This is a genomic window from Streptococcus sanguinis (assembly GCF_001078705.1).
Taxonomy (GTDB): Bacteria; Bacillota; Bacilli; order Lactobacillales; family Streptococcaceae; genus Streptococcus; species Streptococcus sanguinis_D.
In genome coordinates, this window is record NZ_CDMW01000001.1 from 497,780 (window position 1) to 516,802 (window position 19,023).

Here is a 19,023-nt window from a genome sequence, read left to right on the forward strand (position 1 = left end):
TTTTTTCTGTGTGTGGGCTTTTGTTTTGTTTGAAAATAAAGAAAAGAGGCAATTAAGATGACAGAAACTAAAGGATATTTTGGACAATTCGGTGGCTCCTTTGTACCGGAGCCTATCCAGGCCTTGCTAGATGAATTGGAAGCGACTTTTGAGAAGTATAAGGATGACCCAGAATTTTTAAATGAATACCGGCATTATTTGGCGGATTATTCAGGCCGGGAAACTCCGCTCTACTTTGCAGAAAGTCTGACCCAGCACCTGGGCGGAGCTAAGATTTATCTGAAGCGGGAAGATCTCAATCATCTGGGCTCTCATAAGCTCAATAATGTTTTGGGGCAGATTCTTCTAGCTAAGCGCATGGGCAAGACCCGGGTCATTGCTGAAACTGGAGCTGGCCAGCATGGTGTGGCAACTGCGGCAGCAGCAGCTAAGTTTGGTATGAAGTGCGATGTTTACATGGGTGCAGAGGATGTAGAGCGCCAGCGCCTAAATGTTTTCCGTATGGAAATGATGGGAGCGACTGTTCACGCTGTGGAAACAGGAACCAAAACCCTCAAGGATGCTGTGGATGCAGCCTTTGGAGCTTGGATGAGTGATTTGGAAGCCTTCTATGTTTTGGGTTCCGCTGTCGGTCCTCACCCTTATCCGACGATTGTCCATGAGTTCCAAAAGGTGATCAGTGAAGAATCTCGTCGGCAGATTTTGGATAAGGAAGGCCGCTTGCCAGACTATGTCATTGCCTGTGTAGGTGGCGGCTCCAATGCTATCGGCGCCTTCTCTCAGTATGTGGCAGATAAAGAAGTTAAGCTGGTTGGTGTTGAAGCGGCTGGGCGGGGCCTTGATACAGACCAGCATGCGGCGACCATGACCAAGGGAAGTGTCGGAGTAGTGGATGGTATGAAGACTTACGCTGTCTTTGCTGAAGATGGTCAGGTCGCACCAGTTTACTCCATTTCGGCAGGCTTGGACTATCCTGGAGTTGGTCCTGAACATGCTTTCTTTAAAGATTCTGGTCGAGTAGAATACGTGGCAGCGACAGATGATGAAGCTGTGGATGCCTTGCTCCTCTTGACGCAAAAGGAAGGAATTTTGCCAGCAATTGAAAGCTCTCATGCTATTGCTGAAGCTATCAAGCGAGCTCCGCAATTGTCATCTGACCAAATCATCGTTATCAACGTATCTGGTCGTGGAGACAAGGATGTGGCAGCCATTGCCGACTATCTAGAAAAACGAAAATAAAATCCCAGCAGAAGAGTAGTAACATCGCTCCTTTCAGAGAGTCTGTGGTTGCTGTAAACAGGCAGGAGAAGTTATGAAATGGGCTGCTGGAGTCAACATTTTGTCCTTTAGTTGATCTTTTATCATTTTGTTAGCATACTTTGCCATGACTCGGTGTGCTGCCTTCTACTAAAAGGAATCTAAATGACTGTAAATAGGTAAATGAGATGTGGAGCCTGAAAACTCCATAACTGAGGTGGCACCGCGATGATACGCCCTCACAGGATGAACTGTGCGGGCGTTTTTCTGTAGTTCTGGAGCAAGTTATGACAGTGAACAGGTGCTATCTGTTCTTGTGAAATGCGGTCATGGCTAGCAAATTACTCCTCCTTAAACGCTTCTGATTAATATAGAAAGAAACATTATGCAAAAGATTTTACCAGCTGATATTTTATCGCCGATTCTGGCTTATATGCGGATTCAGGGCGACCACAAGGTGATTTTGGAAAGTATTCCGAGAGATAGCGAGACAGCTCGCTTTTCTATCCTTGCCTATAATCCAGTTTTTGAAGTTCGCTATGAAAATGGCCAGTTAACAAAGAACGGGCAAGTAATCGAGGCAGATCCAATGGACTATCTGCATGAGTTAGCAGTAAAGAAAGATCATCATTCAGACCTGCCTTTTGGTGGTGGAGCCATCGGATTTGTCGGCTATGATATGATTTCCCTCTATGAGAAGATTGGCCAGATTCCAGCTGATGTGATTGGGACGCCAGATATGCACTTTTTCGTCTATGAGAGTTACATGGTTTTTGACCATAAAAAAGATAAGGTCTATATCCTTGAGGAGGCGCTCTACAGTAATAGAAGCGAAGCTGATATGGCTCATAGTCTGGAGCGTATCATGGCTGAGCTGGCGCAGCCTGCGGCAGATGAATTTTCACCACTGGAACTGTCCAGTTTGAACTTCCAGAGCCATATCGAGCAGGCATCTTTTGAAAAAATGGTGGAAGAAGCGCGTAGCTTGATTCGGCAGGGAGACATGTTCCAATGTGTTCTCAGTCAACGCTTTTCAGCAGAATATTCTGGTAAACCACTAGATTACTATCGCAATCTGCGTGTGACCAATCCTTCCAACTATCTCTATTTTTATGATTTCGGGGATTATCAGATTATCGGAGCCAGCCCGGAAAGTCTGGTGTCTGTCAAGCAAGGTCAGGTTACGACCAATCCTATTGCTGGGACCAGACCGCGTGGGAAGGATGAGAGAGAGGATAAAGCCTTGGCGAAGGAGCTGTTGGCTGACGAGAAGGAAGTGGCGGAACACCGTATGTTAGTTGATTTGGGGCGTAATGATATCGGTAAAATTGCCCAGAATAAGAGCGTGGAGATCACGAAGTACATGGAGGTAGAGTATTTCCGCTATGTCATGCATCTGACCAGTGTAGTCCGTGGTCAGCTTTTGCCTCAACTGACAGCCATGGATGCGCTCAAGTCCACCCTGCCGGCTGGTACTGTCTCTGGAGCACCTAAGATTCGAGCTATGAAGCGAATTTATGAGCTGGAGCAGGAAAAACGTGGCATTTATGCGGGGGCTATCGGCTATCTGTCTGCGACTGGAGATATGGATGTTGCCATTGCTATCCGGACCATGATTTTGAAAAATGGCAGAGCTTATGTTCAAGCTGGAGCGGGTATTGTTTATGACTCGATCCCTACTAATGAATACCAAGAAACCATCAACAAAGCCAAATCAATGACCAAGATAGGAGAGATGCAATGATTTTATTGATTGATAATTATGATTCTTTTACTTACAATCTAGCCCAGTATATTGGAAATTTCGCAGAAGTTAAGGTCTTGCGAAATGATGATGCAGGTCTTTATCAAGCGGCAGAAGAAGCTGATGCTTTGGTTCTGTCTCCGGGTCCAGGCTGGCCAGCAGATGCAGGACGGATGGAAGAACTTATCCGTGATTTTGCTGGTAAAAAGCCGATTTTAGGGATTTGCTTGGGGCATCAAGCCATTGCAGAAGTATTTGGAGGAAAGCTAGGATTGGCTCCCAAAGTCATGCACGGCAAGCAAAGTATTCTGCGCTTTGAGGGAAACTCTCCTATTTATCAAGGGATAGAGGATGGGCAGCCGGTCATGCGATATCATTCGATTTTGATTGAGGAGATGCCAGAGGACTTTGAAGTGACAGCTCGAGCGGTTGATGACAACTCAATCATGGCTATCCAGCACAAGAGCCTGCCTATCTATGGTTTTCAGTATCATCCAGAAAGTATTGGCACGCCGGACGGCTTGTCGTCTATCAAGAACTTCATCGACTTAGTAAAGTAAAGGAGGATGTATGAAAGAGATTATTGCAAAACTAGCTGATTTTAAGGATTTAAGCAGCGCTGAGATGACAGATGTGATTGAGCGAATTGTCACCGGACGGGTGACAGAGTCTCAAATTGTAGCGTTCTTGCTGGGGCTCAAGATGAAGGGGGAGACGATTGAGGAACGAACGGCTTTGGCTCAGGTTATGCGAGGCCATGCTAAGCAGATTCCGACCACTATTCGCACTGCCATGGACAATTGCGGTACGGGCGGGGACAAGTCTTTTAGCTTCAATGTTTCGACTACCGCAGCTTTTGTACTAGCAGGTGGCGGGATTAAGATGGCCAAGCACGGCAATCGCTCCATTTCTTCTAAGTCAGGCTCAGCTGATGTGTTAGAAGCTCTGGGAATTAATCTGGACTTAGACGCTGCTAGCTTGGGCAAGGTTTTTGAGCAGACAGGTATCGTCTTTCTCTTCGCAAAGAATATGCACCCAGCCATGAAATACATCATGCCAGCTCGTCTTAGCCTCGGCATTCCTACTATTATGAATCTAACTGGTCCTCTCATCCATCCCATGACTCTGGAAACTCAGCTTTTGGGGACCAGCCGACCGGATATGTTAGAGAGTACGGCAGAAGTCTTGAAAAATATGGGACGCAAGCGTGCAGTAGTCGTGTCGGGTCCAGATGGTCTAGATGAGGCCGGTCTTCATGGCCGTACCCAGTATGCTCTGCTGGAAAATGGGCAAATCAGCCTGCACAGCTTTCTGCCGTCAGATGTTGATATGGAAGAAATACCTCTTGAAGCGATCCGTGGGGGTAATGCCAAGGAAAATGCAGAAATTCTGCTATCTGTCCTGCAAAATCAAGCCGGCCCCTATCTAGAAACGACAGTTTTGAATGCGGGATTGGGCTTCTATGCTAATGGGAAATCAGACAGCATAGAAGAAGGAATAGCTTTGGCCCGCCAAGTGATCGCTAGTGGCGCAGCTTATGAAAAACTCAAGCAACTACAGGAGTATCAGAAATGAGCAAAGAATTTCTCCCGACCATTCTAAATCAAAAAGAGCAGGAAGTGGTGGCTATGTCCTATGAAGAGCTGCAACCTCTGCGCTCGACCTATTCCCTCTATAACTATCTCAAAAGCCATCCTCAAGAGCTGCAGCTGATTGCTGAGGTTAAAAAAGCCAGCCCCAGTCTGGGAGATATTAATCTCGGTGTGGATATTGTGGAGCAGGCTCGCACCTATGAACGATGCGGTGCAGCTATGATTTCGGTCCTGACAGATGAAATTTTCTTTAAAGGACATCTGGATTACCTGAGAGAGATTTCCAGTCAAGTGACCATTCCAACCCTCAATAAAGACTTTATCATTGATGAAAAACAGATTGTTCGCGCCCGCAATGCCGGAGCGACAGTTATTCTTCTGATTGTAGCTGCCTTGCCTGAAAAGCGGCTGCAAGAACTTTATGATTTTGCGACGGGTCTAGGCTTGGAAGTTCTGGTCGAAACCCATAATCTGGCGGAGCTGGAAATTGCCCATAGAATAGGAGCTAGGATTATCGGTGTTAATAACCGCAATCTAGTCACTTTTGAGACAGATATCAATACAAGTCTCCAGCTGTCTGCCCATTTCAAAGATGGCAGGGTTTACGTATCTGAGTCCGCTATTTTCAGCAAGAAAGATTCTGAGCTAGTAGCTCCTTATTTCCATGCGGTTTTAGTCGGAACAGCCCTGATGCAGGCTGAAGATGTGGCAAAAAAAATCAAGGAGCTAAAAATTGACAAAGGTTAAAATTTGCGGCTTATCAACGGCCGGCGCTGTGGAAACTGCATGTCAGGCTGGTGCAGATTACATTGGATTTGTCTTTGCTGAGAGCCGTCGGAGGGTCAGTTTGGAGCAAGCTCAGAAGCTAGCTGCCTTGGTGCCGCCTGCTGTCCGAAAGGTAGGAGTTTTCGTCTCTCCGAGCTTGGCAGAGCTGCAGGAAGCTATTTCAGTGGCAAATCTGGATTTGGTGCAGATTCATGGTGATTTTGAACAAGAGCTTCTGACTCAGATTGGCCGTCCGGTTATTCGAGCTTATCAGGTCAAGGGAGTGTTAAAAGATGTCAGCCAACAGTCGGACTATCTGCTATTTGATGCACCTCTTGCTGGTAGTGGCCAGACCTTTGATTGGCAAGCTTTTGATAAGAGTCAAATCCACCAGCCCTTCTTTATCGCCGGTGGTTTGAATGCAGGAAATGTTCGAGAAGCTATTCAGCACTTCGCTCCTTACGCAGTTGATGTCTCAAGCGGGGTCGAAACTGACGGCCAGAAGGACTTAGAAAAGATAACAGAATTTATAGAAAGAGTGAAAGATGGCATATAATCAACCCAATCAAGAAGGATTTTACGGTGAGTTTGGTGGGCGCTTTGTTCCCGAAACGCTGATGACAGCAGTTTTGGAGCTGGCTAAAGCCTACCATGAGAGTAAAAAAGACCCAAACTTTCAGGCAGAGCTGGATGAGTTGCTGAAGCAGTATGTAGGGCGGGAGAATCCTCTCTATTTTGCTAAAAATCTGACAGCCTATGCTGGCGGTGCTAAGATTTATCTGAAGCGGGAAGACCTCAACCATACCGGGGCCCATAAAATCAATAATGCCCTAGGCCAGGTTCTATTAGCCAAGCAGATGGGCAAGAAAAAAATTATTGCCGAGACTGGTGCAGGTCAGCACGGAGTAGCCACAGCCACAGCTGCAGCTCTTTTCAATATGGACTGTACTATCTATATGGGCGAAGAGGATGTCAAGCGCCAAGCCCTCAATGTCTTTCGGATGGAACTTCTTGGAGCCAAGGTGGAGTCTGTGACCGATGGCTCTCGAGTCCTCAAAGATGCGGTCAATGCAGCTTTACGAGCTTGGGTGGCTCAGGTCGATGATACTCACTATATTATGGGCTCAGCCTTGGGGCCCCATCCCTTCCCAGAGATTGTCCGCGACTATCAGAGTGTGATTGGGCGTGAGACCAAGCGCCAGTTTGCTGAGCAAAATGAAGGTGCCCTGCCAGATGCTTTAGTCGCCTGCGTTGGCGGTGGCTCCAATGCTATTGGCCTCTTTTATCCCTTTGTTGACGATGGCTCAGTTGCCATGTATGGAACAGAAGCAGCTGGGCGAGGCGTGGATACTGATGAACACGCTGCGACCTTAACCAAAGGCCGCCCGGGTATTTTACATGGTGCCTTGATGGATGTCTTGCAGGATGAGCAAGGCCAGATTCTAGAAGCTTTCTCTATCTCTGCTGGGCTAGACTATCCAGGTATCGGTCCTGAACATTCTCATTTTAATGCTATCCAGCGTGCCACTTATGTGCCAGTCACAGATGAAGAAGCCTTGGAAGCCTTCCAGCTCCTGTCTCGTATCGAAGGGATTATCCCTGCTCTAGAGTCTAGCCACGCTATTGCTTACGCAGTTAAGCTGGCTAAGGAGTTGGGACCAAATAAATCAATGATTGTCTGCCTATCCGGCCGTGGTGACAAAGATGTCGTTCAGGTAAAGGAATGCTTGGAAAAAGAACCGGCTCAAAAAGGAGGTGCCCATGACTAAAACACTCACTCAGCATTTAGAAACCATCAAAAAAGCAGGCAAGGGAATTTTCCTTCCTTATATCATGGCTGGTGATCACGAGAAAGGTTTAGCAGGATTAGCAGAAACTATCTTATTTTTGGAAAACTTGGGTGTGTCAGCCATTGAAATCGGTCTGCCTTTTTCAGACCCTGTTGCAGACGGACCAGTTATTGAAGAAGCCGGTCTGAGAAGTCTGGGTCACCACACTTCAACCAAGTCTTTAGTCGCAAGCTTGCAGAATCTGGACACTCAGCTGCCTCTCATTATCATGACCTACTTCAATCCTATCTTCCAGTACGGGCTCAAAGATTTTATCAAGGATTTGGCTACGACACCGGTTAAAGGATTGATTATTCCGGATCTTCCCTACGAGCACAGGAATTTTATTCTGCCCCTGCTGGAAGATTCAGATATAGCTCTAGTTCCTTTAGTGAGCCTGACGACTGGTCTAGAACGTCAGCAGGAGCTGATCAAGGAAGCTGAAGGTTTTATCTACGCTGTAGCCATCAATGGTGTGACGGGTAAGAGCGGAAGCTACCGCGATGATTTGGACCAGCATTTGAGTAAACTCCATGATATTGCAGAGATTCCAGTACTGACGGGCTTTGGCGTTTCGACTTTAGAGGATGTTGACCGCTTCAATCAAGTCTCAGATGGAGTCATTGTCGGATCTAAGATTGTTAAAGCTCTTCATGAAAAGTATGCCAGTATAGCAGACTTTATCCAAGAAGCAGCAGCTTATAAGAAATAGCCACTACCACACCAAACAAAAGACAAGGCACAAATGCTAGCCTGTCTTTTTTCTTTTTAAAGCAAAAACAGGCGAGACCGGAGAAGCTAGCGATTTGGATAAGAATGAGAATCTGTTCCATGTTCTTAAATTTTATCATCAAAAAAAAGTAACTTTCGTCTAATTCATTTTTTAAGAAACGTTTGATTTTTTATGTTGATTGAATATTAGTTTGGATATTGCTTATGAATGGTATCTATATAGCTGGTGAAATGTTTCAAGAAATGCTTAGGAGATATAACAGTGATGTATTTTCCAAAAGCAAGCAAGGTATTGTATCCCCAATCATTGTCGTTTAATGGATAAGTAATCTCGTAAATATCGCTATTAATAGGTTTTATGGCATTATAGCCTAAGAGTTCCACAAACCGGTCAAGGACAATTTTCTGGACATGCAGGATGACAGGTACTTTGTTTTCATTCATCCATGTACCACCATCATAGGGAAGTGGTGTAAAATGTCTTTTTGAAAAAGTATCGGAGAGAGTAAGTTCACTAATTCTAGAAACTTTAAAAACAGAAAAATGCGCTTTTTCAGTATCGTAGGCATCCATATACCAACTCCGGTCCTTATAGACGATACGGTAAGGCTCACAATTTTTTTGGCTTACCAGTCCTTGTGAATTAATATAGGAAAATTTTATTTTTACTCTACCTCTAATAGCTTCCAATAACTTAAAAATCAAAGTGCGTATTTCCAAGTTCCCTTGAGATAGAGACAAATCAATTTCGAAATCAGAGTATGTATTGGTAGCATTTAATTTCAATATAGCGTTGAAAGTAGAGGCGTCTTCCAAAACTTGATAGCGACTTTTTAAACCGGATTCTATTGAAAGTCGTTCGGATTGGGTCAGGGGAGGTTTATCAGTTTGGAAGTCTTCCATAAGAAAAATGCCTCCGTTTTTTCCTTTCATTACATAGAGAGGAATTCCTGCAAGAGATAAATCATCAATATCTCTCATAATAGTTCGGGTGCTGACTTTAAAAAGTTCTGATAGTTCTTTAGCTGTTGTTTTTCGTTGATTTACTAAATGAGAAATGATTCCCATTTGACGGTCAATTTTCATGATTTTCTCCTTGAATATGACAGATAGATGTCATATTACTTTTGTTATGATTATACCATAAAGAAAGGAGTTCATATAATGAAACATCAAACCAAACCATCGTTTACCCTGATTGGCAGGAGTATTTTGATAGAAGGAACTACGGTTCATGAACAGCACTATTCTAAAGAGAAGACGGCGTTCTATGCTCAGTTATTTAAAGAAGGAATGCTCGGGAAATTGATGCCCCATTCTCTAGACAAAAAAGGCTATGCTTTGATTGTTCCTCATAAAGATGGTATTCAATACTATGCAGGAGTTGCGGCAAAGAATGCTGTGGCAGGCTACGAAAGCATTCTCGTCCCAGAGAAAGATTATTTAGTAAGTTCAGCCAGTGGTGAAAAATCAAGACTCCTGTTTGACCAATTGGAGGATAACTTTTTTGAGGAAGAAAGCAGTTCCCTTTACCAAGATGGAATTATCTTAGAAATACTTTTAAACGGGAATCCTATGGATGCAGAAGTTGAGCTTTGGGTTCCAGTTCAGTAAAAGAGTAGGGATTTATAAGAAATAATCACCACCACACCAAACAAAAGACAGGGTACAAATGCTAGCCTGTCTTTTTTCTTTTTAAAGCAAAAACAGGCGAGACCGGAGAAGCTAGCGATTTGGATAAGAATGAGAATTTCCGTCAGACTGAAAATGGCTGAGCAGGACGCCAGAAAGAGAAAGTCGCCAGCTCCAATACGAAGATTATAAAAGAAGGCTAGAAGTCCTAGGGCTAAAAAGAAGAGCATGAGAAGATTGATGCCTGCTGTCACCATCAGCATGAGCTGAAAAATCAGCCAGACCATCAGGGGATATTGCTGCTCTCTTTGATCGTAGATGGCCAGGGTTAAGCCCATGGTGAGTAGTAGGAGTTGACTGATGGAAATCGTGCCAAGTGAGGTTGCCAGAAAAAGACCGCCCAAGATACATTCAAAAAATAAATAGCGTAAGGGAATCTTGTCTCCACAGAAGCGGCAACGAAGAAGATTTAAGATTTGAGAAAAAATAGGAATCAAATCACGCGGTGCCAATCTTTTTCCACAGGCATTGCAATAGCTAGCAGGAGTGATGATAGACTGCTCTGGGAAGCGGTCGATGACCAAGCCTAGGAATGAGGCGAAGACAGTGCCAAGGAGAAAAAAGTATAGATGAATCATACTTATTTATTCGTAATTTTAAACAGAAAAATTCTGAAATTTTGCAACTTTTCTAATAAAGTCTTTTTTTGAATCTTTTGTCTTGACTTTCTTATTTAGAAGCATTATAATTAAACCATAATCTAAAAAGATTAGAATCATTATAAATAAAAACGAGGTAAATACAATGACACAAGTAAAAAATGGTGCAGCAACTGACGTAGCAACTTTCAGCAATCAAAAGGCTTTGCCAAAGACTAAGGCTATTCTTAATCAAGTAGTGGCAGACCTTTATACAGCTCATATCGCTCTTCACCAAGTTCACTGGTATATGCGTGGCGCAGGTTTCATGGTTTGGCATCCAAAAATGGATGAATATATGGAAACTTTGGATGTAACCTTGGATGAAGTTAGTGAACGTTTGATTACATTGGGTGGTAAACCATACTCTACTTTGACAGAATTTATCCAACATAGTAAGATCGAAGAAAAAGCTGGTGAATTTAGCAAAAACGTAGAAGAAAGTTTAGCGCGTGTGATTGAGATTTTCCGTTATCTGACAGGTCTTTACCAAGAAGCTTTGGATGTAACTGATGAAGAAGGGGACGATGTAACCAATGATATCTTTGTCGGTGCCAAGGCTGACCTTGAAAAGACTATCTGGATGCTGACAGCTGAAATCGGTCAAGCACCAGGTTTGTAAAAAGTTATCCATGCCAAGCAGAAAGGAAATAGGCTTTCCTTTCTGCTTTTTTTCGTCTTGAAAAGTGCTGGAAAATCTGATAAAATATAGCTCATGAAAACCCTGTATGATGTTCAGCAATTTCTTAAAAGTTTTGGAATCATTATCTATATGGGCAAACGCCTTTACGATATTGAAATGATGAAAATCGAGCTGAAGAGAATTTACGACGCCGGTCTAATGGATAAGCTAGCTTATTTTGAGGCGGAGGCTGTCTTGCGCCGAGAACATCGCTTAGAGTTAGAATATTTAGAAAAGAAAAAGGAGACTTGAGATGACAATTTGGATTTTGTGGGCGGTACTTTTGGGAATACTTGGCTGGATGGGCTTTAATTATCTGCGCCTTCGTCAGGCAGCAAAAATCGTGGATAACGGGGAATTTGAAGACTTGATTCGGCAAGGGCAGTTGGTTGATTTGCGGGATCCAGCTGATTTCCATCGGAAGCATATCTTAGGTGCTCGCAATATTCCATCTCAGCAGCTGAAGGATAGTGTCGGTGCACTTCGCAAGGACAAGGCTGTTCTCCTCTATGAAAATAGTCGTGGCCAGCGCGTAACCAATGCGGCTCTGTATCTGAAAAAACAAGGATTTAAAGAAATCTATATTCTTTCTTATGGGTTGGATTCTTGGAATGGCAAGGTGAAAGCTAGTTAACATAAATCAAAAATTTGTCGCATAATATATACAAAGCTGGTTTCTTATGTTATAATAATTGATATTAATTTTAAGGAGTTTTTGAAACATGCAAGAAAAGAAAAAATCCTCTCTTGTTTTAGGTATCCTATCTATCGTCTTTGGTTTTTTGTTGCCATTGGTAGGTCTTATTTTGGGTATCATTGGTTTGGTGTTAGCTAATTCACATCAAAAAGAGTCTAAATTAGACTATAAAACAGAAAAAATTCTGGGTATCGTAGGGATTGTAATTTCTGTAATCGTTTGGATTTTAGGCTTCATGGTGCTTATGAACGGAGCAGGCTACTAACAAAAAAGCTTTATTTTTTAAATGCTTTTCAGATTGAAGAAAAAGTCCATTTTGGACAATTTTCTTCAATCTTTTTCTTTTACTAGAGAAAATAAAAAAATCATTAGATCAGCATTCCTAAGAGTTTTTACTATTTGACAACTAACCTCTATAAGGGCATTTTTTTAATTACCGATAGAGTTTGTCTACGTTCTGAAAAGCTTTTTTGTTTTACCAACTTTTCTCTAAATATTTTTTAATAATTCCTAATTCTTCTTGGTTTAAAGGACGACAATCACCTGTTGCTAGGTCTGGGTCTAATGTAAAATCTCCAAACTGAATCCGCTTGAGATAAGTAACCTTGACGCCAACTGCCAGAAACATCTTTTTGATCTGGTGGAATTTTCCCTCGGAAATCTTGACGGTAGCACGGCTTAGAATGGAGCTGCTAGAGAGGATAGAGAGCTGGGCGGGCTGACAGACGGTGCCGTCTATAAAGCGAATGCCATCTTTAAAGGAAGATTTGTCCTTAGAAGTTAAAGGTCCATTGACTTCTACATAGTAAGTTTTTTCGACATGATATTGAGGGTGCAGCAGCTGAAATCCCAGAGGGCCATTATCGGTAATCAGAAGAAGCCCCTCAGTATCTCTATCCAGCCGTCCGATAGAGTAAAGATTTTCTTTCTCTACCTCCTTGTCCAGCAAATCCAGAACAGTCAATTTTTCAGCGTCGCGATTGGCAGTGACTGCACCTGCGGGTTTATTCAGCATGTAGTAACGGTGGGCAGGACCGCTGACCTGTTTTCCTTGAAAAGTAATCTGCTGCAGGCCGGTATCAACGTTTTGGCTTAGTTTGCAGGCGGGCTTACCATCCACTAAAATCTGTTTTTGTAAAAGGCTTTGTTTCATCTTTTTTCGGCTGATATGATTGGTAGCCAGCAGTTGGTCGAGGCGCATCTGTTTTCCTTGTTTTTTTCTAAATCATATCATAAATTTTCAGGATGGGGAATGCAAATCCTCATGGCGCTCCCATATTTTTTAATGAAAACATTTACACTTATCAAAGCTGTGTTTTTTGCCTGCGTCTGTGGTATAATTGTTCAGTTAGAAATAAAATTTAAAAATTCAGAGGAAATCATGACAAAATTAAGAGAAGATATTCGCAATATCGCCATTATCGCTCACGTTGACCACGGGAAAACAACCTTGGTTGATGAGTTGCTGAAGCAATCTCATACACTAGATGAGCGTAAAGAGCTGCAAGAGCGGGCAATGGACTCAAACGATATTGAAAAGGAGCGCGGTATTACCATCTTGGCTAAAAATACAGCCGTGGCTTACGAAGGTACTCGTATCAATATCATGGATACACCAGGGCACGCGGACTTCGGTGGTGAAGTAGAGCGGATTATGAAGATGGTGGACGGGGTTGTTCTGGTTGTGGACGCCTACGAAGGAACTATGCCTCAGACCCGCTTTGTATTGAAAAAAGCCTTGGAGCAAGACCTTGTTCCTATCGTAGTGGTGAATAAAATCGACAAGCCGTCTGCTCGTCCGGCAGAAGTAGTGGATGAAGTATTGGAACTCTTTATTGAGCTTGGAGCGGATGATGACCAGCTGGACTTCCCAGTAGTCTATGCTTCAGCTATCAATGGAACCTCATCTATGTCTGATGATCCAGCTGATCAAGAGCACACCATGGCACCGATTTTTGATACCATCATTGACCATATCCCAGCACCAGTGGATAATTCTGACGAACCTTTCCAATTCCAAGTGTCACTCTTGGACTACAATGACTTCGTTGGCCGTATCGGTATCGGCCGTGTCTTCCGTGGTACCGTTAAAGTTGGGGACCAAGTAACCCTTTCTAAGCTTGATGGTACAACTAAAAACTTCCGTGTCACAAAACTCTTTGGTTTCTTTGGCTTGGAGCGTCGTGAAATCCAAGAAGCAAAAGCAGGTGACTTGATTGCCGTTTCAGGTATGGAAGATATCTTTGTCGGAGAGACAATCACGCCTACGGATGCTGTCGAAGCTTTGCCAATTCTGCATATTGATGAACCAACTCTGCAGATGACCTTCTTGGTTAACAACTCACCATTTGCTGGTCGCGAAGGGAAATGGGTAACTTCTCGTAAGGTTGAAGAACGCCTGCAGGCTGAACTGCAAACAGATGTATCTCTACGTGTTGAACCAACTGATTCACCAGACAAGTGGATCGTTTCAGGTCGTGGTGAATTGCACTTGTCAATCCTGATTGAAACAATGCGTCGTGAAGGTTATGAGTTGCAAGTATCTCGTCCAGAAGTTATCGTGAAAGAAATCGACGGTGTTAAATGTGAGCCATTTGAGCGTGTCCAAATTGATACACCCGAAGAATACCAAGGGTCTGTTATTCAAAGCCTTTCAGAACGTAAGGGCGAAATGTTGGATATGATTTCAACTGGTAATGGTCAAACTCGTTTGGTCTTCTTGGTTCCAGCCCGTGGTTTGATTGGGTACTCAACTGAGTTCTTATCCATGACTCGTGGTTACGGTATAATGAACCATACCTTTGATCAATACCTACCACTTATTCCAGGTGAAATCGGTGGCCGTCACCGCGGTGCCTTGGTATCTATCGATGCTGGTAAGGCAACGACCTACTCTATTATGTCTATCGAAGAGCGCGGTACTATCTTTGTCAACCCAGGTACTGAGGTTTACGAAGGAATGATCATCGGTGAAAATTCTCGTGAAAACGACTTGACTGTTAATATCACCAAGGCTAAGCAAATGACCAATGTACGTTCTGCAACCAAGGACCAGACAGCGGTTATCAAGACACCTCGGATCTTGACCTTGGAAGAATCTTTGGAATTCTTGAATGACGATGAGTACATGGAAGTAACGCCAGAATCCATTCGTCTGCGCAAGCAAATTTTGAACAAACAAGAACGCGAAAAAGCCAATAAAAAGAAAAAAACAGCTGCAGCTGAATAAGCAAAAAGGAAAGGAGCAGCAAGATGGTTTACCTTATCATTGGAATTTTAATCCTCTTTTTCTACATTTTTGCTGTTCCGTCCAGTATTAAAGGCACTGTTAATGCTGTGACCATGGTTTTACTGATTGTGACCTTGATTATCTTATTTGGCTTAGGCATTTTTCAGATTTTCCAATTGCCAGCTGAATATTTTGTAGGATTTGGCCTATCCGTAGTGACCGTCTTGGCTTTGCGGGATATTAATCGTCTCAAGCCGCCTAAGAAATCAAAAAAGAATTTTGATGAAGAATAATAAATGAGCAAGAGCTTAGAAAGTCGGATAGACGTTTTGAGTTTTTGCTCTTTTTCTTTACAAAAACAATAGGCTTATGTTACAAAATATTTCAAATAGATGAAAACATATCATTTTTTTCAAAACTTGCTTACAGTCGAAAATAAAAGACTCCTATGACTTTTTTATTTCCACAAAAAAAGGTAAAATAGAATGAAGTATGAATGGAAGAGGTTGCTTATGAAAAATATAGCAAATTTTGCCAATAAAAAGGTCTTGGTTCTGGGATTGGCCAAGTCGGGTGAGTCAGCTGCTCGCCTTTTAGATAAATTAGGAGCTATCGTGACAGTTAACGATGGGAAGGCTTTCGAGGAAAATCCTGCTGCCCAATCCTTGCTAGAAGAAGGTATAAAAGTGGTGACAGGAGGTCATCCCTTGGAGTTGCTGGACGAAGATTTTGAACTGATGGTGAAAAATCCAGGTATTCCTTATGACAATGCCATGGTCGTTCGAGCTCTGGAGAAGAAGATTCCAGTCATTACTGAAGTCGAGTTGGCTTATCTGATTTCTGAAGCACCGATTATTGGTATTACGGGTTCAAATGGTAAGACGACGACCACAACCATGATTGCGCAAGTCTTGACAGCTGGCGGTCAAAATGGTCTCTTGTCTGGTAATATCGGCTTTCCTTCCAGTCAAGTAGCTCAAACAGCCAGCAGCAAGGATACACTGGTCATGGAACTGTCTTCCTTCCAGTTGATGGGAATTGAAGCTTTTCATCCGCAAATCGCTGTTATTACTAATCTCATGCCGACTCATTTGGATTATCACGGCTCTGTTGAGGAATATGCAGCTGCCAAGTGGAATATCCAGAAAAACATGACAGCTGATGATTATCTGGTTTTGAATTTCAATCAAGACTGGGCCAAGGAAATGGCTAGCCAGGCTCAGGCTACTGTTGTGCCTTTTTCAACGACTGAAAAGGTGGATGGTGCCTATCTAGAGGGTGATGTCTTGACCTTCCGCGGAGAGGCGATTATGCAAGCGGCTGAAATCGGCGTTCCTGGCAGTCACAATATTGAAAACGCTCTGGCTACGATTGCAGTAGCCAAGCTGCGTGGTATTGACAATCAGACGATCAAAGAAGTCTTGTCAGCTTTTGGGGGTGTTAAGCACCGCCTCCAGTATGTGGGGCAGGTGAATGAGGTTGCCTTTTACAATGACAGCAAGTCTACCAATATATTAGCAACGCAGAAAGCCCTATCTGGTTTTGACAATAGCAAGGTGATTCTGATTGCTGGCGGCTTGGATCGTGGCAATGAATTTGACGAGTTAGTGCCTGACCTCAAAGGACTCAAGAAGATGGTAATCTTAGGCCAATCAGCTCCGCGTGTAAAGAGAGCGGCTGATCAGGCTGGCGTTTCTTATCTAGATGCGACTGATGTCCGGGATGCAGCTCATAAGGCCTTTTCTCAAGCGAAGCCAGGAGACATCGTCTTGCTTAGTCCTGCCAATGCCAGCTGGGATATGTATAGTAATTTTGAAGTCCGTGGCGATGAGTTTCTCGCTGCATTTGAAGAATTAAAAGGTTAAAATGAAAAAGATTGTATTTACAGGCGGAGGAACAGTTGGGCATGTAACCCTCAACCTTCTCCTGATTCCGAAATTTATCAAAGAAGGCTGGCAGGTCCACTATATTGGCGATAAGCATGGTATTGAGTATCAGGAAATCCAAAAGTCAGGACTGGACGTGACCTTCCATTCGGTAGCTACGGGCAAGCTTCGTCGCTATTTTTCATGGCAGAATCTGTTGGATGGCTTTAAGGTTATTTGGGGCATTTTCCAGTCGCTGGGCATCATGCTCAAGGTACGGCCGCAGGCCCTCTTTTCTAAGGGAGGCTTTGTATCCGTTCCGCCTGTGATTGCAGCCCGGCTGTCAGGAGTTCCCGTCTATGTTCATGAGTCGGATCTATCCATTGGTTTGGCCAATAAAATCGCTTATAAGTGTGCGACCAAGATGTATGCGACCTTTGAGCAAAGTTCTAGTCTGACCAAGATTGAGCATATTGGAGCTGTGACTAAGGTCGGCAACCAAGAGTCAGTCGCACCGCAGAAGTTAGAAGAAATCCGTCAGTATTTTGATAAAGAGCTGCCTACTCTGCTTTTTATCGGAGGTTCTGCTGGTGCTAAGGTCTTTAATGACTTTGTCAGCCAGAATCAAGCTGCGCTGACCGAACGCTACAACGTTATCAATCTGACAGGTGATGCAAGTTTGGATGTTTTGTCTGACCGTCTCTTTCGCAGAGCCTATGTGACCGACATCTACCAGCCTTTGATGGACTTGGCAGATGTAGTGGTGACACGCGGCGGTTCCAATACAATCTTTGAGCTCTTGGCTATGGCTAAGCTGCATATTATCGTTCCTCTGGGACGCGAAGCCAGCCGCGGTGATCAGATTGAAAATGCTGATTATTTTGTAAAAAAGGGATATGCCAAGCAATTGGCAGAGGAAGAGCTGGATATGAGCAATTTACAGACAGCCCTTGATGACCTTTTGGCTAATCAAGCTTCTTATCATCAAGCTATGCAAAATTCTCAGGAAATCAAGTCTGTAGATGAATTTTATGCTTTATTGAAAGCGGATATTGACAAAGGAAAGAAATGAGCAAGAAAAACCACGATGAGCCAAAGGAAGAGGTAAGTGAGCCTCTCTCTGAATGGCAGAAACGAAACAAAGAATATCTTGAAAAGAAGGCTCAGGAAGAGGCCAGCAAACAAAAGGAGCTGGAAGAAGAGGAAGCAAAAGAAGCTGAAGACTCAATCGAAGGCGGAGAAATAGCTGAAGAGACGGAAGAAGATGACTCATTTTATGAAGAGGAAGAAACAGAATATTTGGAAGATGACTCATCTAAACCTGAGCTAGAGACCGAATTGAGCGAGAAAGAACGCAAAAAACTGGAGAAACTTCAGAAAAAGGCAGAAAAAGAAGCTGCTAAGGTGCATATCTCGAGGATTCATATTTATCGAGCGCTGCCGGTTTTGCTTGGCAGTGGCTTGATTTTTCTCCTGTCAGTCTATTTTTTGACACCACTGGCGACCATAAAGACAATCAAATTTTCAGGGAACCAAATGGTCAGTCAGGAAGACCTGCTCAAAAGCAGTAAGATTGATGAGAAGGACTATACTTTAACAACCTTTATCAATGGCGGCAATCATATCCGCAATATGAAAGCATCTAGTCCTTGGATTAACAATCTGGAGATGGCTTATCAGTTTCCGATTACTTTTCAGGTAAAGGTCAAGGAGTACGGAGTTCTGGCCTATCTGCATGAGGGTGGTCAGTATTATCCTATTCTGACAAATGGGCAGGTTATTTCGGACCCGACTGCTGCAGATTCTTTGCCAGAAACCCATATTTCGATAGAGTTTTCAGATAAAAAATTGATTAAGGAATTTGCCCTTCAAATTGAAAAGGTACCGGCTTCGGTTAAGAAAAATATTAAGACAGTTCAGCTGACTCCAAGCAAGGTGACACCGGACTTGGTTACGCTGACCATGCATGATGGCAACAAAGTCTTGGTACCAATTTCGCATATTGCTAAGAAACTGCCATATTACAAGGGAATCCAATCACAGCTGGAAGAGGATGTACCTAGTGTTGTAGATATGGAAGCAGGGATTTTTAGTTATGTTGAAGGAGCTCAAAACGAGTCGTCTTCTTCTGACGAAGAAAAGCAGAAAACAGAAGAGGAGCCGACGGGACAGCAAACAGAGCAAGCGGCTGAGCAGGTGACAGAAAGTCAGGAAGAAGAACCTGCAGAGCCGCAAAATTCGACAGAAAACCCGGTAAATAACGAAAATCGCTAAATTATATGTAGAAAAACTGCGCATTTT

The 19,023-nt window shown here is 43.4% G+C and carries 21 protein-coding genes and 1 pseudogene; 18 read left to right on the forward strand and 4 right to left on the reverse strand.

All coding sequences use genetic code 11. The annotated features are described in order from the left end of the window. Nucleotides 1-57 precede the first annotated feature (57 nt). The 8 genes from trpB (SSV_RS02685) to trpA all read left to right on the forward strand — a co-directional run bounded on the left by trpB (SSV_RS02685) (nucleotide 58) and on the right by trpA (nucleotide 7,899). Nucleotides 58-1,239, forward strand: coding sequence for a tryptophan synthase subunit beta (gene trpB / locus SSV_RS02685; protein WP_072073578.1), 1,182 nt, complete (start codon nucleotides 58-60; stop codon nucleotides 1,237-1,239). A gap of 403 nt (nucleotides 1,240-1,642) precedes the next feature. Next, nucleotides 1,643-3,001, forward strand: coding sequence for an anthranilate synthase component I (gene trpE, locus SSV_RS02690; protein WP_072073579.1), 1,359 nt, complete (start codon nucleotides 1,643-1,645; stop codon nucleotides 2,999-3,001). Further along, the gene (locus tag SSV_RS02695) at nucleotides 2,998-3,561 is read left to right on the forward strand and encodes an aminodeoxychorismate/anthranilate synthase component II (RefSeq protein WP_072073580.1); all 564 of its coding nucleotides are present in this window, start codon (nucleotides 2,998-3,000) and stop codon (nucleotides 3,559-3,561) included. Before trpE ends, SSV_RS02695 begins: the two co-directional genes overlap by 4 nt. 10 nt (nucleotides 3,562-3,571) lie before the next feature. Then, the gene (gene trpD / locus SSV_RS02700; protein ID WP_072073581.1) at nucleotides 3,572-4,576 is read left to right on the forward strand and encodes an anthranilate phosphoribosyltransferase; all 1,005 of its coding nucleotides are present in this window, start codon (nucleotides 3,572-3,574) and stop codon (nucleotides 4,574-4,576) included. Next, nucleotides 4,573-5,340 carry an indole-3-glycerol phosphate synthase TrpC gene (trpC, locus tag SSV_RS02705; RefSeq protein WP_072073582.1) on the forward strand — a complete coding sequence of 256 codons (768 nt, stop codon included), beginning with the start codon at nucleotides 4,573-4,575 and terminating at the stop codon, nucleotides 5,338-5,340. Before trpD ends, trpC begins: the two co-directional genes overlap by 4 nt. After that, the gene (locus tag SSV_RS02710; protein ID WP_072073583.1) at nucleotides 5,327-5,914 is read left to right on the forward strand and encodes a phosphoribosylanthranilate isomerase; all 588 of its coding nucleotides are present in this window, start codon (nucleotides 5,327-5,329) and stop codon (nucleotides 5,912-5,914) included. Before trpC ends, SSV_RS02710 begins: the two co-directional genes overlap by 14 nt. After that, complete coding sequence (trpB, locus tag SSV_RS02715) at nucleotides 5,904-7,127, forward strand: tryptophan synthase subunit beta (protein WP_072073584.1); 1,224 nt, start codon at nucleotides 5,904-5,906, stop codon at nucleotides 7,125-7,127. Before SSV_RS02710 ends, trpB (SSV_RS02715) begins: the two co-directional genes overlap by 11 nt. Further along, on the forward strand, nucleotides 7,120-7,899 hold the full coding sequence (trpA, locus tag SSV_RS02720; RefSeq protein ID WP_072073585.1) for a tryptophan synthase subunit alpha: 780 nt from the start codon (nucleotides 7,120-7,122) through the stop codon (nucleotides 7,897-7,899). Before trpB (SSV_RS02715) ends, trpA begins: the two co-directional genes overlap by 8 nt. Here the strand turns inward: trpA and SSV_RS12165 are convergent. Both SSV_RS12165 and SSV_RS02730 read right to left on the reverse strand, forming a co-directional pair. Continuing rightward, nucleotides 7,868-8,023, reverse strand: a pseudogene (locus SSV_RS12165) (prepilin peptidase); the annotation flags it as partial. The gene trpA and the pseudogene SSV_RS12165 overlap by 32 nt on opposite strands. Nucleotides 8,024-8,105: 82 nt before the next feature. After that, nucleotides 8,106-9,005 carry a helix-turn-helix transcriptional regulator gene (locus tag SSV_RS02730; protein WP_072073587.1) on the reverse strand — a complete coding sequence of 300 codons (900 nt, stop codon included), beginning with the start codon at nucleotides 9,003-9,005 and terminating at the stop codon, nucleotides 8,106-8,108. 78 nt (nucleotides 9,006-9,083) lie between these two features. On the opposite strand from SSV_RS02730, the gene SSV_RS02735 reads away from it, so the two are divergent. Next, on the forward strand, nucleotides 9,084-9,533 hold the full coding sequence (locus tag SSV_RS02735; RefSeq protein WP_072073588.1) for an effector binding domain-containing protein: 450 nt from the start codon (nucleotides 9,084-9,086) through the stop codon (nucleotides 9,531-9,533). Here SSV_RS02735 and SSV_RS02740 read toward each other — a convergent pair. After that, complete coding sequence (locus SSV_RS02740) at nucleotides 9,527-10,189, reverse strand: prepilin peptidase (RefSeq protein ID WP_072073589.1); 663 nt, start codon at nucleotides 10,187-10,189, stop codon at nucleotides 9,527-9,529. The genes SSV_RS02735 and SSV_RS02740 overlap by 7 nt on opposite strands. A 166-nt stretch (nucleotides 10,190-10,355) precedes the next feature. On the opposite strand from SSV_RS02740, the gene SSV_RS02750 reads away from it, so the two are divergent. From SSV_RS02750 to SSV_RS02765, 4 genes are all read left to right on the forward strand, one after another. Next, nucleotides 10,356-10,871 carry a Dps family protein gene (locus SSV_RS02750; protein WP_072073590.1) on the forward strand — a complete coding sequence of 172 codons (516 nt, stop codon included), beginning with the start codon at nucleotides 10,356-10,358 and terminating at the stop codon, nucleotides 10,869-10,871. A gap of 93 nt (nucleotides 10,872-10,964) precedes the next feature. Beyond that, on the forward strand, nucleotides 10,965-11,183 hold the full coding sequence (locus tag SSV_RS02755; RefSeq protein ID WP_002898045.1) for a YqgQ family protein: 219 nt from the start codon (nucleotides 10,965-10,967) through the stop codon (nucleotides 11,181-11,183). Between the two features lies 1 nt (nucleotide 11,184). Continuing rightward, nucleotides 11,185-11,565: a rhodanese-like domain-containing protein gene (locus SSV_RS02760; protein WP_072073591.1), complete on the forward strand. Its 381-nt coding sequence runs from the start codon at nucleotides 11,185-11,187 to the stop codon at nucleotides 11,563-11,565. Nucleotides 11,566-11,653: 88 nt separating this feature from the next. Then, nucleotides 11,654-11,893, forward strand: a complete 240-nt coding sequence (locus SSV_RS02765) for a DUF4190 domain-containing protein (RefSeq protein WP_072073592.1) — start codon at nucleotides 11,654-11,656, stop codon at nucleotides 11,891-11,893. 210 nt (nucleotides 11,894-12,103) lie between these two features. Here SSV_RS02765 and SSV_RS02770 read toward each other — a convergent pair whose 3' ends face one another. Beyond that, a complete protein-coding gene (locus SSV_RS02770; RefSeq protein ID WP_072073593.1) occupies nucleotides 12,104-12,829 on the reverse strand; it encodes a pseudouridine synthase in 726 nt (241 codons plus the stop codon). Nucleotides 12,830-13,009: 180 nt separating this feature from the next. Between SSV_RS02770 and typA the strand changes: the two genes are divergently transcribed. From typA to SSV_RS02795, 5 genes are all read left to right on the forward strand, one after another. Further along, entirely contained in the window at nucleotides 13,010-14,857 is a 1,848-nt protein-coding gene (gene typA / locus SSV_RS02775; RefSeq protein WP_141640126.1) for a translational GTPase TypA, read from the forward strand. A 23-nt stretch (nucleotides 14,858-14,880) separates the two neighbouring features. Further along, complete coding sequence (locus SSV_RS02780; RefSeq protein WP_072073595.1) at nucleotides 14,881-15,150, forward strand: DUF3165 family protein; 270 nt, start codon at nucleotides 14,881-14,883, stop codon at nucleotides 15,148-15,150. 219 nt (nucleotides 15,151-15,369) lie between these two features. Next, nucleotides 15,370-16,722 carry a UDP-N-acetylmuramoyl-L-alanine--D-glutamate ligase gene (gene murD, locus SSV_RS02785; RefSeq protein WP_072073596.1) on the forward strand — a complete coding sequence of 451 codons (1,353 nt, stop codon included), beginning with the start codon at nucleotides 15,370-15,372 and terminating at the stop codon, nucleotides 16,720-16,722. Between the two features lies 1 nt (nucleotide 16,723). Next, nucleotides 16,724-17,794: a UDP-N-acetylglucosamine--N-acetylmuramyl-(pentapeptide) pyrophosphoryl-undecaprenol N-acetylglucosamine transferase gene (locus tag SSV_RS02790; protein ID WP_072073597.1), complete on the forward strand. Its 1,071-nt coding sequence runs from the start codon at nucleotides 16,724-16,726 to the stop codon at nucleotides 17,792-17,794. Continuing rightward, on the forward strand, nucleotides 17,791-18,996 hold the full coding sequence (locus tag SSV_RS02795; RefSeq protein WP_072073598.1) for a cell division protein FtsQ/DivIB: 1,206 nt from the start codon (nucleotides 17,791-17,793) through the stop codon (nucleotides 18,994-18,996). Before SSV_RS02790 ends, SSV_RS02795 begins: the two co-directional genes overlap by 4 nt. Nucleotides 18,997-19,023: the final 27 nt, after the last annotated feature.

Coding starts and splice junctions, on each gene's coding strand:
- SSV_RS02765 (WP_072073592.1), top strand. CDS start 11,654: ATGCAAGAAAAGAAAAAATCCTCTCTTGTTTTAGGTATCCTATCTATC.
- trpE (WP_072073579.1), top strand. CDS start 1,643: ATGCAAAAGATTTTACCAGCTGATATTTTATCGCCGATTCTGGCTTAT.
- SSV_RS02795 (WP_072073598.1), top strand. CDS start 17,791: ATGAGCAAGAAAAACCACGATGAGCCAAAGGAAGAGGTAAGTGAGCCT.
- trpA (WP_072073585.1), top strand. CDS start 7,120: ATGACTAAAACACTCACTCAGCATTTAGAAACCATCAAAAAAGCAGGC.
- trpB (WP_072073578.1), top strand. CDS start 58: ATGACAGAAACTAAAGGATATTTTGGACAATTCGGTGGCTCCTTTGTA.
- SSV_RS02770 (WP_072073593.1), bottom strand. CDS start 12,829: ATGCGCCTCGACCAACTGCTGGCTACCAATCATATCAGCCGAAAAAAG.
- trpD (WP_072073581.1), top strand. CDS start 3,572: ATGAAAGAGATTATTGCAAAACTAGCTGATTTTAAGGATTTAAGCAGC.
- murD (WP_072073596.1), top strand. CDS start 15,370: ATGAAAAATATAGCAAATTTTGCCAATAAAAAGGTCTTGGTTCTGGGA.
- SSV_RS02740 (WP_072073589.1), bottom strand. CDS start 10,189: ATGATTCATCTATACTTTTTTCTCCTTGGCACTGTCTTCGCCTCATTC.
- trpC (WP_072073582.1), top strand. CDS start 4,573: ATGAGCAAAGAATTTCTCCCGACCATTCTAAATCAAAAAGAGCAGGAA.
- SSV_RS02735 (WP_072073588.1), top strand. CDS start 9,084: ATGAAACATCAAACCAAACCATCGTTTACCCTGATTGGCAGGAGTATT.
- SSV_RS02780 (WP_072073595.1), top strand. CDS start 14,881: ATGGTTTACCTTATCATTGGAATTTTAATCCTCTTTTTCTACATTTTT.
- SSV_RS02790 (WP_072073597.1), top strand. CDS start 16,724: ATGAAAAAGATTGTATTTACAGGCGGAGGAACAGTTGGGCATGTAACC.
- SSV_RS02760 (WP_072073591.1), top strand. CDS start 11,185: ATGACAATTTGGATTTTGTGGGCGGTACTTTTGGGAATACTTGGCTGG.
- SSV_RS02755 (WP_002898045.1), top strand. CDS start 10,965: ATGAAAACCCTGTATGATGTTCAGCAATTTCTTAAAAGTTTTGGAATC.
- SSV_RS02730 (WP_072073587.1), bottom strand. CDS start 9,005: ATGAAAATTGACCGTCAAATGGGAATCATTTCTCATTTAGTAAATCAA.
- SSV_RS02695 (WP_072073580.1), top strand. CDS start 2,998: ATGATTTTATTGATTGATAATTATGATTCTTTTACTTACAATCTAGCC.
- typA (WP_141640126.1), top strand. CDS start 13,010: ATGACAAAATTAAGAGAAGATATTCGCAATATCGCCATTATCGCTCAC.
- trpB (WP_072073584.1), top strand. CDS start 5,904: ATGGCATATAATCAACCCAATCAAGAAGGATTTTACGGTGAGTTTGGT.
- SSV_RS02750 (WP_072073590.1), top strand. CDS start 10,356: ATGACACAAGTAAAAAATGGTGCAGCAACTGACGTAGCAACTTTCAGC.